11 protein-coding genes and 1 tRNA gene are annotated in these 12,937 nt (G+C 67.7%); 6 read left to right on the top strand and 6 right to left on the bottom strand.

The window, feature by feature from the left end; genetic code table 11:
* Positions 1-4: 4 nt before the first annotated feature.
* The gene (locus ASD05_RS12435) at positions 5-937 is read left to right on the top strand and encodes a hypothetical protein (protein ID WP_056592419.1); all 933 of its coding nucleotides are present in this window, start codon (positions 5-7) and stop codon (positions 935-937) included.
* 83 nt (positions 938-1,020) lie between these two features.
* Here the strand turns inward: ASD05_RS12435 and ASD05_RS12430 are convergent.
* The 4 genes from ASD05_RS12430 to ASD05_RS12415 form a co-directional block, all read right to left on the bottom strand.
* Positions 1,021-1,107: transfer RNA gene (locus tag ASD05_RS12430), tRNA-Leu, on the bottom strand.
* Between the two features lie 99 nt (positions 1,108-1,206).
* Positions 1,207-4,368 carry an efflux RND transporter permease subunit gene (locus tag ASD05_RS12425; RefSeq protein ID WP_056592416.1) on the bottom strand — a complete coding sequence of 1,054 codons (3,162 nt, stop codon included), beginning with the start codon at positions 4,366-4,368 and terminating at the stop codon, positions 1,207-1,209.
* Positions 4,365-5,564: an efflux RND transporter periplasmic adaptor subunit gene (locus ASD05_RS12420; RefSeq protein WP_056592413.1), complete on the bottom strand. Its 1,200-nt coding sequence runs from the start codon at positions 5,562-5,564 to the stop codon at positions 4,365-4,367. The genes ASD05_RS12425 and ASD05_RS12420 overlap by 4 nt, the downstream gene beginning before the upstream one ends.
* A 93-nt stretch (positions 5,565-5,657) precedes the next feature.
* Positions 5,658-7,502 carry a potassium transporter Kup gene (locus tag ASD05_RS12415; RefSeq protein ID WP_056594328.1) on the bottom strand — a complete coding sequence of 615 codons (1,845 nt, stop codon included), beginning with the start codon at positions 7,500-7,502 and terminating at the stop codon, positions 5,658-5,660.
* A gap of 151 nt (positions 7,503-7,653) precedes the next feature.
* Between ASD05_RS12415 and hpnC the strand changes: the two genes are divergently transcribed.
* The 4 genes from hpnC (at position 7,654) to ASD05_RS12395 (ending at position 11,126) form a co-directional block, all read left to right on the top strand.
* A complete protein-coding gene (gene hpnC / locus ASD05_RS12410; RefSeq protein WP_056592410.1) occupies positions 7,654-8,568 on the top strand; it encodes a squalene synthase HpnC in 915 nt (304 codons plus the stop codon).
* Positions 8,565-9,404, top strand: a complete 840-nt coding sequence (gene hpnD / locus ASD05_RS12405; RefSeq protein WP_056592407.1) for a presqualene diphosphate synthase HpnD — start codon at positions 8,565-8,567, stop codon at positions 9,402-9,404. Before hpnC ends, hpnD begins: the two co-directional genes overlap by 4 nt.
* A gap of 160 nt (positions 9,405-9,564) precedes the next feature.
* Positions 9,565-10,821, top strand: coding sequence for a hydroxysqualene dehydroxylase HpnE (hpnE, locus tag ASD05_RS12400; protein WP_056592404.1), 1,257 nt, complete (start codon positions 9,565-9,567; stop codon positions 10,819-10,821).
* Complete coding sequence (locus tag ASD05_RS12395) at positions 10,818-11,126, top strand: hypothetical protein (RefSeq protein ID WP_056592401.1); 309 nt, start codon at positions 10,818-10,820, stop codon at positions 11,124-11,126. The genes hpnE and ASD05_RS12395 overlap by 4 nt, the downstream gene beginning before the upstream one ends.
* A gap of 6 nt (positions 11,127-11,132) precedes the next feature.
* On the opposite strand, the gene ASD05_RS12390 is transcribed toward ASD05_RS12395, so the two are convergent.
* Positions 11,133-11,774: a LysE family translocator gene (locus ASD05_RS12390; RefSeq protein WP_056592398.1), complete on the bottom strand. Its 642-nt coding sequence runs from the start codon at positions 11,772-11,774 to the stop codon at positions 11,133-11,135.
* A 115-nt stretch (positions 11,775-11,889) separates the two neighbouring features.
* Between ASD05_RS12390 and ASD05_RS12385 the strand changes: the two genes are divergently transcribed.
* Positions 11,890-12,195, top strand: a complete 306-nt coding sequence (locus tag ASD05_RS12385) for an NIPSNAP family protein (protein ID WP_056592395.1) — start codon at positions 11,890-11,892, stop codon at positions 12,193-12,195.
* Between the two features lie 3 nt (positions 12,196-12,198).
* Here ASD05_RS12385 and ASD05_RS12380 read toward each other — a convergent pair whose 3' ends face one another.
* Positions 12,199-12,930, bottom strand: coding sequence for an HAD family hydrolase (locus tag ASD05_RS12380; RefSeq protein WP_007829818.1), 732 nt, complete (start codon positions 12,928-12,930; stop codon positions 12,199-12,201).
* Between the last annotated feature and the right edge of the window lie 7 nt (positions 12,931-12,937).

The raw sequence follows: 12,937 nt of genomic DNA, 5'->3' as shown, positions 1-12,937 counted from the left end.
AATCATGCTTCAGCGACTGTTCGCCGCCCTCACCTTCACCCTTATCGTGGCATTCGGCATGCCCTCGTTGGCACAGGCCAAGTCCGATTCGCCCGCCCCGGCCGAGCCCACCATCCAGCAGATCTACGAGGCCGCGAACGGCGGCAGGATGGCCGAGGCCGACACCATGATCGCAAAGGTGCTGAAGGACCACCCCAAAAGCGCCAAGGCTCATTTCGTCCAGGCCGAACTGCTCGCGGCGCAAGGCAAGCTCGACGGCGCGCGAAGCGCGCTGGCCCAGGCGAAGGCGCTCGCGCCCGACCTGTCTTTCGCCAAGCCCGAGGCCGTCGAGCGGCTGACCAGCAAGCTCGACAAGCCCGCCGCCGCACCGACCCGGACCGAACCCGCGCGCATGAGCACACCAGCCCCGGCCGCGCCGCAGACCGAAGCCAAGAGCGGCTCGACGCCATGGCTGCCGATCGCGCTCGTGGGCTTGCTGGTCGTGGGCTACCTCGCCTTCCGTCGCCGGGTGGCGCCGCCTGTAGCCCAAGCTGTAGCCCAAGCCCCGTCGTACGGCCCTGCAGCGGGCGCACCAGGCGCCGGATACGGAAGCTACGCGCCGGGCGGCAACTGGGCGCCCGCGGCCCCTCCCGCAGCCGCTCCCCGCATGGGCCTGGGCTCGGCGCTGGCCACCGGTGCGGCGGTGGGCATAGGCGCGGTGGTGGCCCAGGAGGCCGTGCGCCACTGGATGAACAACCGGTCGGACAACACCGATCGGAACGACACATCTCACGTCGCCGACAGCGGCAACGCCGAGATGGGCCGCAGCCTCTGGCCTTCATCCTCGCCCTCCTCCGACCAGGCGCCCGAACGCATCGTCGACAACGACTTCGGCATCACCGATACCGGTTCGTGGGACGACGGGGGCAGCAGCGGCGGCGACAACAGCGACTGGTGAAGGCCCGCAAGAAAGAAAAAGCCCCCGTCTCTCTCGAAACGGGGGCTTCGTCAATGCCCGATGGAACGGGCTACTCGGCAGGCTGGTGCGCGGGGCCGGACTCGAACCGGCACGTTCTTGCGAACGTCAGGACCTAAACCTGGTGCGTCTACCAATTTCGCCACCCGCGCGATGCCAATCTTCAGGTGAATGCAAAAGCGGACGGCTCTTTGCGCCGTGGAACCCCACGGGCCAAAGACCATCCGCTTGAAATCGGTCAGCTTTCGATTTTAAACGCTAATCGGCGCCTCTTTCGGCTCCCGCTTCACACGAAATGCCGCGGCATACATCGCCGGCAAGGCCAGCAGCGTCAGCACCGTCGCGACGATCAGGCCGCCCATGATGGCCACGGCCATCGGGCCCCAGAACACGCTGCGCGACAGTGGGATCATGGCCAGCACCGCCGCCGCGGCCGTCAGCACGATCGGCCGCAACCGCCGCACCGCCGACTCCACGATCGCGTCCCAAGCCGGCACGCCCGCCGCGCGGTCGAGCTCGATCTGGTCGATCAGGATCACCGCGTTGCGCTGGATCATGCCCATGAGCGCGATCACGCCCAGCAGCGCCACGAAGCCGAAGGGCCGGTTCAGTACCAGCAGCGCACCGGCCACGCCGGCGATGCCCATCGGGCCGGTGACGAACACCAGCAGCGAGCGGCTGAAGCTGTGCAGCTGCAGCATCAGCAGCGTGAACACCAGGAACAGCATGATCGGCACGCCCGCCACGATCGAGGCCGAGCCCTTGCTGCTTTCTTCCACCGCGCCCGCCACCTCGATGCGGTAGCCGCCCTGCCCGGCCTCTACCCAGCCGGCCTCGAGTTGGCGCAACTTCGGCAGCAGTTGCGCCGTCACGGTCGCGCCCTGCAGTCCCTCGATCACGTCGCCCTGCACGGTGATGGCGTAGTCGCGGTTCTCTCGCCACATCACGCCCGGCTCCCAGGTGAACACGGGCTTGGCGATCTGCGTGAGCGGAATCGAGCGGCCCGAGGTGGTTGGGATGTAGGCGTTGCCGATGTCCGAGATGGCCTGGCGCTCGTCGGGCGCCTGGCGCAGCACGATGTCGATCAGCAGGTCGTTCTCGCGGTACTGGCCCACTGTCGTGCCGCTGAACATGGTCTTCGAGGCCTGCGCGATGGCCTGGCTCGTCACGCCGAGCGCGCGCGCCTTGGCCTGGTCGACTTCGAGGCGGATCACCTTGACCGATTCGTTCCAGTTGTCGTTCACGCCGCGCATGTTGGCGTTCTCGCGCAGCACGGCCTTCACCTCGTCGGCATGGCCGCGCAACTGCGCCGGGTCAGTGCCGATCACGCGGAACTGCACCGGGTACGGCACCGGCGGCCCGTTGGGCAGCAGCTTGACGCGCCCGCGCACCTCCGGAAATTCCTGCGCCAGCACCTGCGGCAGCTTCAGGCGCAGCGTCTCGCGCACCTTCAGGTCCTTGGCGAGCACGATCAGCTGCGACACGTTGGTCTGCGGAAACACCTGGTCCAACGGCAGATAGAAACGCGGCACGCCCGAGCCGATCCAGGTACTGACCGTCTTCACGCCAGCTTCCTGCATGAAACGCTTCTCGACGCGCTTGGCCACCTCTTCGTTGGCCGCGAACGAGGTGCCCTCGGGGAACCAGATGTCGACCAGGATCTCGGGCCGGCTCGAATCCGGAAAGAACTGCTGCTGCACCTTACCCATGCCGAAGATGCCGAGCGCGAAGATCAGCACCGTGGCGCCGATGGTCATCCAGCGGTGCTGCACGCACCAGTTCACCGCGCGGCGGAAGGCGTTGTAGAAGGCCGTGTCGAACAGCTCGTGCGGCGGCGCCTCGGGGTCGTGCGGCTTCACCTTCAGCAAGAGCGTGCCGAGGTAGGGCACGAAGTACACCGAGACGATCCACGACAGCACCAGCGCGATCACCGTCACCGCGAAGATCGCGAAGGTGTACTCGCCCGTCACCGACTTGGCGATGCCGATCGGCAGGAAGCCCGCGGCCGTGATGAGCGTGCCCGTGAGCATCGGCTTGGCCGTCACGTCGTAGGCGAAGGTGGCGGCGCGGACCTTGTCGTAGCCCTCTTCCATCTTGCGCACCATCATCTCGACCGCAATGATCGCGTCGTCCACCAGCAGGCCGAGCGCGATGATCAGCGAGCCCAGCGATATCTTGTGCAGCCCGATGCCGAAGTAGTTCATCGCCAGGAAGGTCACGGCCAGCACCAGCGGAATGGTGATCGCCACCACCAGCCCGGGTCGCATGTCGATGTACCAGCCGAAGCGCCCGCCCTTGTGCAGGCCCAGCGAGATGATGCTCACGGCCAGCACGATGGCCACGGCTTCGATCAGCACGCCGACGAACTCGTTGACCGAGCTGGCCACCGACACCGGCTGGTCCTGCACCTGCGCCAGCTTCACGCCGGCCGGCAGGCGCTGGTCGATGGTGGCGGTGGTGGCCTTCAGCGCCTTGCCCAGCGCGATGATGTCGCCGCCCTTGGCCATCGACACGCCAAGTGCGATCACTTCCTTGCCCTGGTGGTGCACCTTGACCGCCGGCGGATCGATGTAGCCGCGATGGATGTCGGCGATGTCGCCGAGCTTGATCTGGCTGCCCGAGCTGCCGCGGATGGGCATCTCGCGCAGCTGGTCCACGCTGGTGAACTGGCCGGCCACGCGCACCTGCACCACGTCGAGCGGCGACTGGATCGAGCCCGCGCTCTCGATCGCGTTCTGCGAGCCAAGCTGCGCCAGCACCGCGTTGAAATCGAGCCCCAGCTGCGCCAGGCGCTTCTGCGAGATCTCGATGTAGACCTTCTCGTCCTGCACGCCGAACTGGTCGACCTTGGCCACGTCCTTCACGCGCAGCAGCTGCTGGCGCGTGTCGTCGGCCAGCGTCTTGAGCTCGGCGTAGCTGAAGCCTTCGCTTTCCAGCGCGTAGATCACGCCATAGACATCGCCGAAGTCGTCATTGAAGAACGGGCCCTGCACGCCGGCGGGCAAGGTCGCGCGCATGTCGCCGATTTTCTTGCGCACCGTGTACCAGACGTTGGCCACCTCGGTGGACTTCGACGAGTCCTTGATGTTGAAGATGATCTGCGACTCGCCGGGCTTCGAGTAGCTGCGGATCTTGTCGGCGTACGGCGCTTCCTGCAGCGTGCGTTCGAGCTTGTCGGTGACCTGCTCGGCTACTTGCTGCGCGGTGGCGCCGGGCCAGTAGGTGCGCACCACCATCGCGCGGAAAGTGAACGGCGGGTCCTCGTCCTGGCCGAGCTGGAAGTACGCGAAGGCACCCAGCACCATCAGCACCACCATCAGGTAGCGCGTGAGGGGCGCGTGGTCCAGCGCCCACTTGGAGAGATTGAAGCCGGCGGGCTTTTCAGCGGGGGGAGTTGCTGCGCCGCCGCTCATTTGGCGGCACCCGCTGCGATCTCCTTGTTCGTCGCAGCGACAGCCGCCACGGGCTGTGCCGAGTCCTTCGCACCGGCATTGGCGGCGGCCGCGGCCGCCTCCTTGGACTGGTAGATGGTGACCTTCTGCCCAGGCGACAGCACGTGCACGCCCGCAGCCACGACCATCATGCCGGGGGCGATACCACTTGCAATCACCGCCTCGTTGCCGTCAGCCGTGGCGACCTGCACAGTCTGCGAACGCACCGTCATGGTCTGCTTGTCGAGCACCCACACGGCGGAGCCCTTGCCCTCCTGGCGCAGTGCGCTGGTCGGCAGCTTCATCACCGCGGTGGTGCCATGCGCGAGCGCCTGCGGACGCGCATAGACCGTGGCGCCGAGCGGCGGCGAGGCGGCCGCATCGATGGCGACCTTGACCGAGTAGGTGCGCGTAACCGCGTCGGCGCTGGCCGCCACTTCGCGCACCTCGCCCTGCAGCTCGCTGCCGCCGGACCAGCCGCGCACCGTGACAGGTGACCCCGCCTTGATCAGCGTGGCGCGGTCTTCGGGCACCGCGAACACCACGTCGCGCGCGCCGTCCTGTGCGATGCGCACGACCGGGGTGCCGGCCTGCACCACCTGGCCCGGCTCGGCCTCGATGGCCGTGATGATGCCGGCCACGTCTGCCACCAGCGTCGTGTAGTTGGCCTGGTTGCCCTGCGAGGCGAGCTGCGCCTGCGCTTGTTCGAGCTGAGCCTGCGCGGCCTTCCAGGTCGTTTCGCGGCGCTCGAGCTCGGCGCCGCTGATGAAGTTCTGCTGGCGCAGTTCGGTGTAGCGCTTCAGGTCGGCGGCCGCCAGATCGCGGTTGGTCAGCGCGGCGGCCTGCTGGGCTCGAGCGGCCTCAGCGGCGAGCTTGTAGTCCTGCGGATCGAGCTGGGCCAGCACCTGGCCGGCCTGCACATGCTGGCCGAGTTCGGCCTGGCGCCTGGTGATCTTGCCGGCCACGCGGAAGCCCAGGCGCGATTCGACACGCGCCCGAACCTCGGCCGAGAACTCGGGCTGGGCATCGAATTCGCTCGTGCCCACGGTCACGAACTTGACCGCGCGCACGGGGTCCTCGGCGGCGGGTTTCGGCGAGCAGCCGGCCAGAAAAATGGCGGGAAGCAGCAGCCATGCGGCGCTGCGGACACGGGACGAGAAGAAGGCGGAGGCGGTCATGAGACACCCTGGAAAGGACGAACCGGATCATTAATGACCTACTGGTTAGTAATTTAGGGTAAACGTGAAGCACTGTCAATGACCCGCCGGTCACTAGGTTCGTTGGCCCATCTCCACGAGGCGGTTGTCAGGCAGCTCGAAATAGTCCGAAGCGCGCCCCGCGTTGCGCTGCAGCCAGCCGAACAGGGCACGCCGGATCGGGTTCATGCCAGGCAGGGTTTCCTCGCCGATCGAGGCGCGCGAAACGAAGTAGGAGGTCTTCATCGAATCGATCGCCAGCGTCTTCTGGTAGGCCAGGATGCGGATGAATTCCGGCACGTCGGGCCGCTCCATGAAGCCGTGGCGCGCCGTGACCATCCAGATGCCGTCCATCAGTTGCTCTGCCTCGATGCGGATGCGTGCGTCGACGCGCGGCGTGTCGCAAGGCAGCACGCGCAGCACGATCACCTGCTCGTGCAGCACCTGGTTGTGCTTGAGGTTGTGCAGCAGCGCGTGCGGCACCGCGGTGGCGTCGGGGTTCAGGAATACCGCCGTTCCGCTCACCCGGTGCGGCATGTGCAGCGCCAGCGACTCGACGAACGGCCGCAGCGGCAGGCTCTCGGCCGCGGCCGCCTCCAGCCCCAGGCGACGGCCCTTGGCCCAGGTGGTGAACACCACCATCACCACCACGGCCACCGCCAAGGTGAGCCAGCCGCCCTCAGCGACCTTAAGGCTGTTGGCGATCACGAAGGTCAGGTCGACCACAGCGAAGGCCGCCACGCCGACCACCACCGCCACCTTGTTCCAGCGCCACAGCCCCCAGGCCACGATGCCGGCCAGCAGCGTGGTCGTCACCATCGTGATCGACACCGCGATGCCGTACGCCGCCGACAGCGCGCTCGAGCTGCGGAAGCCCAGCACCAGCAGCAGCACGCCCACCATCAGCATCCAGTTCACGGCTGGCACGTAGATCTGCCCGATGGCCGCACCCGAGGTCTGGATCACCCGCATGCGCGGCAGGTAGCCCATGCGCATCGCATGCGCCGTGAGCGAGAAGGCGCCCGAGATGACCGCCTGCGAGGCGATCACCGTGGCCATCGCGGCCAGCACCACCATCGGCAGCACGCCCCACGAGGGAAAGAGCCGGAAGAAGGGGTTGTCGATGGCGCCGGGGTTGGCCAGCACCAGCGCGCCCTGCCCGAAGTAGTTCAGCACCAGCCCCGGCAGCGCGATGAACAGCCATGCCAGCCGGATCGGCCGCGCACCGAAGTGCCCCATGTCCGCATACAGCGCCTCGCCGCCCGTGAAAGCCAGGAACACCGCGCCCAGCACCGCCAGCGACTGCGCCCGGTGCTCGACGAGAAAGCCCACGGCCCGCCGCGGATCGAGCGCCGCCAGAACCTGCGGCTGCTGCAGCACCTGCCACAGGCCGGCCGCGGCCAGCACCAGGAACCACAGCAGCATGATCGGCCCGAACACCTTGCCGACCACGCCCGTGCCCTTCTTCTGTAGCGCGAACAGCGCGATCAGGATCATGATCGTGATCGGAATCACCACGCGCTGCAGCACCGGCGCCTGCACCTCCAGCCCTTCCACCGCCGAGAGCACCGAGATGGCCGGCGTGATCAGGCTGTCGCCGTAGAACATGGCCGCGCCCACCAGGCCCAGCATGCCGATCACGTTCCACACCCAGGGCTTGGTCTTCGGTCCGGCCACCGCGCTGCGTGCCAGGGCCTGCAACGCCAGGATACCGCCCTCGCCGTCGTGATCGGCGCGCAGCACGAACACCACGTACTTCAGCGTCACCACGAACATCAGCCCCCAGAAGATCAGGGAGAGCAGCCCCAGCACCGAATCGGCCGAGAACGGGATGCCGTGCTCGGGGTTCATCGTTTCCTTGAAGGCATACAGCGGCGAGGTGCCGATGTCGCCGAACACGACGCCCAGGGCCGCGATCATGAGCACCGGGCCTTTCGGGTGCGCCGCCTCGCCGTACGCGGAAACCTGGGGCCCGGAAGCCGGAGCGGATGCTTTCATGAAGCGGGGAATTCAGAGTGGCGACGCTGCGAGCATAGTGCCGGAGCATGGCGTCGTCGCTGACAATCGTGGCGTGTCCGCCACTCCCCACCTTGCCGCGCCGTCCGCGCACTACGAGAACTTTCCGGTCGCCTCTTGGCTGTGTCCGCCGCACCTGCGCCCGCCGATCGCCGCCATCTACCACTTCGCGCGCACCGCCGACGACATCGCCGATGAAGGCAATGCCTCGCCCGGCGAACGCCTGGCCGACCTGAATGCCTACCGCGAGGAACTCGCCGCCGCCGCCCGGGGCGAGGTGCTGCCCGCATCGCGCTGGCCACAGGTGTTCGGGCCGCTGGCCCACAGCATCGCCCGATACGGCCTGCCCGAAGACCTGCTCGCCGACCTGCTGAGCGCCTTCATGCAGGACATCGAGAAGACCCGCGATCGCGGTACATACGCCGACCGCGCCGAGCTGCTCGACTACTGCCGCCGCTCCGCCAACCCGATCGGCCGCCTGCTGCTGCATCTCTACGGCGTGCACGACGCACAGGCCCTCTCTCAGAGCGACGCCATCTGCAGCGCGCTGCAGCTCGTCAATTTCTGGCAGGACCCGAGCGTCGACCTGCCGCGCGACCGCTTCTACTTTCCGCTGGCCGACTGCGAGCGGCGCAGCCTGACACGCGAGAACTTCAAGGTTTTTGCGCCGCTCGCGAGCGGCCCGCCTCCGCAGGAGGCCATCAACCTGATGGCGATCGTGTCGCACTGGGCGCGCGAACTCATGCACGAGGGCGCCCCTCTCGTGCACCGCCTGCCGGGCCGCGCCGGCTGGGAGCTGCGCCTCGTGGTGCAGGGCGGCCTGCGCATCCTCGACAAGATCGAGGCCCTGGGCTTCGACACCTTCTCGCAGCGCCCCACCATCGGCAAATTCGATGCGCCCGTGCTGCTCTGGAAGGCCATGCGGATGCGGAGACAATTGCGGCCCATGAAAGCAGCGCCTCCCCGATGAATCCCGAGCAATACGTACAAGACAAGGCCGCCGCCTCGGGCAGCAGTTTCTATTACGCCTTCCTGTTCCTTCCCAAGCCGCGCCGCGCCGCGATCACGGCCTTCTATGCGTTCTGCCGCGAGGTCGACGACGTGGTCGACGAGGTCTCCGACCCCGGCGTGGCCGCCACCAAGCTCGCCTGGTGGCGCACCGAGGTCGCCCAGTCGTTCGCAGGCACGCCGCGCCATCCAGTGATGCAGGCGTTGATGCCGCATGCCGCGGCCTACGGTATCGAGGCACGCCAGCTCAACGAAGTGATCGACGGCTGCCAGATGGACCTCGAGCAGACCCGGTATCTCGACTTTCCCGGCCTTGCGCGCTACTGCCACCTGGTGGCCGGCGTGGTCGGCGAAGTCGCGGCGCGCATCTTCGGCCAGACCGATCCGCAGACCACCGCTTACGCCCACAAGCTCGGCCTGGCACTCCAGCTCACCAACATCCTGCGCGACGTGGGCGAGGACGCCCTGCGCGGACGCATCTACCTGCCGGTGAACGAGTTGCAGAAGTTCGACGTGAAGGCGCACGAGATCCTCAACCGCGTGCACTCCGATCGCTTCGTCGCGCTGATGAAGTTCCAGTCCGAGCGCGCCCACGCGGCGTACGACGAAGCGCTCGCGCTGCTTCCGCTGGCCGATCGCCGCGCGCAGAAGCCCGGGCTGATGATGGCCAGCATCTACCGCACCTTGCTGCGCGAGATCGAGCGCGACAACTTCCAGGTGCTCAACCAGCGCGTGAGCCTGACGCCGGTGCGCAAGTTCTGGCTGGCCTGGAAGGTTCAGGCGCTGGGGAGGATATGACTCGCCCCCAGGCTTCGCGCACTTCGTGTCGCTTCGCCTCCCCCCTGCCGGGGGCAACACCTGAGGCCCGGCAAAGCCGGTTCCTCGGTGTTTCTGGAAATGGGGCCGGATCACTGTCGTGTCGCGAGGACGGCCACTTCGGCGCCGCAAACCAGTGTCCATGAGAATCGCCGTCATCGGCGCGGGATGGGCCGGCCTCGCCTGCGCGGTGGAGGCCACGCGGCTCGGGCACGCCGTGACGCTGTTCGAGGCCGCGCACATGCCGGGCGGGCGCGCACGTCGGGTCGACAACATGCACGGGCTGGCGCTCGACAACGGCCAGCACATCCTGATCGGCGCGTACACCGCCACGCTGAAGCTCATGCGAGACGTCGGCGTGGACGTCGATGGCGCGCTGCTGCGCATGCCTCTCTCGCTGCGCTTCGCCGATGGCGGCGGGCTCAAGTTGCCGCGGCTGCCTGCGCCGCTCGACCTGCTGGCCGGCATCTTCACGGCGCGCGGCTGGACGTGGCGCGACAAGTCGTCGCTGCTGCGCACCGCGATCCGGTGGCGGCTGGCAGGCTTTCGCTGCGCCAGCAGTACCACGGTCGCAGACCTGTGCGCCGGCCTCACGCCGCGCGTGATGCAGGAATTGATCGAGCCGCTGTGCGTTTCCGCATTGAACACGCCCGTCGCGCAATCGAGCGGCGAGGTGTTCCTGCGCGTGCTGAACGACGCCTTGTTCAGCGGCAGCGGCGGCGCCGACCTGCTGCTGCCATGCGCCGACCTCGGCGCCCTGATGCCCGATGCCGCCATCCAATGGCTGACGGAGCACGGCGCGGCAGTGCGCATCGGCGCCCGTGTGCGTGCCATCGCGCCTGAAGCCGGACAGTGGCGCGTCGACGACGAGGTCTTCGACAAGGTCGTGCTGGCTTGCGCGCCATGGGATGCTGCGCGGCTGGTCCGCGCATCCGGACTGCCGGCCGAGCGCTGGTGCGAAACCACCGAAGCCCTGCGCTTCGAAGCCATCGCCACGGTCTACGTGCGCGGTGCGACGCCGCTCGCCGAACCGATGCTCGCGCTGCGCAGCGATCCGGCCAGCGCACCCGCCCAATTCGCGTTCGATCGGGGCCAGCTCAGCGGCCTGCCCGGAGTGCTCGCCATGGTCGTAAGCGCCAACGAAACGCCGCGCGAAGCGCTGGAAGAACAGGTGATCGCGCAAGCGGTTGCGCAGTTGGGCCAGACGAAGCTGCAGCTCGTGCAGACCGTGGTCGAGAAGCGCGCCACATTCGCCTGCAGCCCCGGGCTGTCGCGGCCGCCCATGGACATTGCCCCCGGCCTGCGAGCCTGCGGCGACTACATCGAAGGCCCCTACCCCGCCACGCTGGAGGGCGCGGTGCTCAGCGGACTGGCAGCGGCGAAGGCATTGAACGCATGACGACCGAACTGCGCTATCTCGACTTCGACTACAGCGAGGACACCGAAGGCCACGGCACCTTCGACGCGATGGCGTCGACCACGCCGGACAAGACACCCGAAGTGCAAGCTGAAATCGCGCAGGTGCTCGACTGGGCCGAAGCCACGTTTCCCCATGCGCGCGGCGCCCTCGACGAAGGCGCGACCTGGGACTACGACCTGCAGCAGACGCACGAAGACAACCCGCGCTTCGACACCCTCACCCTCTCGCTGAGCGGCACCGCCGATTTCTGCGCCGCGCTGCGCGAGCAGTTCGCGCTGGACTGAAAAAGATCAGGCCGCCTTGTTGCGCAGGCGCAGCAGGCTCAGCCCCAGCAGCACGAACGCCCCGCCCGACAACTTGTTGAAAACCCGCGTGCGGCGCGGGTCCGACAGCTGCTTGCGCAGCAGGCGCGCCAGCAGCACATAGAACCCATGCGACAGCACCGCGGCCGTCGCGAAGGTGGTTGTCAATACCGCGAACTGCATGACGAGCGGTGCGTCCTGCGTCAGGAACTGCGGAAACAGCGCCGAGAAGAAAAGAATGCCCTTCGGGTTTGTGAGCGCCACCGTCAGGCCGTGCCCGAACAGCCGCCAACTGGAGCGCGGCGAACCCTCGGCCGACGTGCCCTGCAGGTCGGCGAACACGCTGCCCTGGCTGCGCCACTGCTTGATGCCCAGATAGATCAGGTAGGCCGCGCCGGCCACCTTCAGCACCATGAACGCATTGGCCGAGGTGGAGAGCACCACGCCCAGCCCGGCCATTGACGCGGCGGAGACCATGAACAGCCCCATCGCGTTGCCGAGCGAACCGATCATCGCGCGGCGCGGACCCACGCTCATCGAATTCGAGACGGCGAGCAGCACGGCCGGACCCGGCGTGAACACCACGAGCAGCGTCACGCCGCAGAAGAGAAGCCAGTTGGAGAAATGCATGTGGGGTTTTCCTGGCCGGAGTGCAGCCGCGAGACGTCGAGGCGCAAACTATAGTCAGGCCCATGAATCGCCGCAGACGCGGCGGCAATACCCCCTGACAGCCGGAACAACATTCATGGTCACCTGCTACCTGCGCTACATCGTCGACCCCTACAAGCTCAAGGAGTTCGAGCACTACGGCAGGCTCTGGCTTCCGCTGGTCGAGAAGTTCGGCGGCCAGCACCACGGCTACTTCCTGCCCTCCGAGGGGGCGAACGACGTGGCGCTGGCGATGTTCAGTTTCCCGAGCCTGGCCGCTTACGAGAAATACCGCGCCGACTCGATGCAGGACCCCGAATGCCAGGCCGCGTTCAAGTACGCGCAGGACACGCGCTGCTTTCTCAGCTACGAACGCAGCTTCTTCCGACCGGTCTTCAAGTAGCGCTCAGCCGCCCAGTGCCATGCACAGCGCGTGCAGGTTGGGCACGATCAGCTGCGGCCGCGCGCCATGCACCCAGGGCCGCTCGTCGCGCACCAGCCAGGCCGCCTGCATGCCGGCGTTGAGCGCGCCCACCACGTCGAGCTCGGCGTCGTCGCCGACGTGCAGCACGTCCTTCGGCAACAGGCCGACCGAAGCGGCGGCGGCGCGGAAGATCGGCGCGTGCGGCTTGCCGCTGCCGAAGGCGCGTGCATTGAAGGCGGTGCGAAACCAGCGGCCGACGCCGGTCTTGTGGATGTCTGCATTGCCGTTCGAGACCGCGACCAGCGGATAGCGCTCGCTGAGCCACTTCAGCGCGGGCAGCGCGTCGTCGTACAGCGTCACGCGCTGGCGCTCTGCGAAGAAGGCGTCGAAGGCCGGATCGGCCAGCGCCGGGTCTTCGCCAGCCCGCGTGAGCGCGGTGCGGATCGACTCGCGGCGCAATGCGCTCAGGTCATGCGCGAGGTCGGAGCGCTCCTTGGCTGTGGCTTCGCGCAGCTCGCGCAGGATGCCTGGCGTCATCAGCAGCGACGCCGTCTTCGGCGCCTCGCGCAGCAGCCATGCATGCAGCACGGCCTCGGCGCGTTCGATGGTCGGCCAGATCGGCCACAGGGTGTCGTCGAGGTCGAGAGAGATCGCCGAGATGCGCTTGAGATCGAGGGGCGCGGCGCCCGCAGGCACCGGGGAAGCGGAAGTCATGCCCGAG

This window comes from Variovorax sp. Root434, from assembly GCF_001426595.1.
Lineage (GTDB): Bacteria > Pseudomonadota > Gammaproteobacteria > Burkholderiales > Burkholderiaceae_C > Variovorax.
Note: the sequence above shows the minus strand (reverse complement) of the source record. Positions and strands in the feature narration are given on the sequence as shown.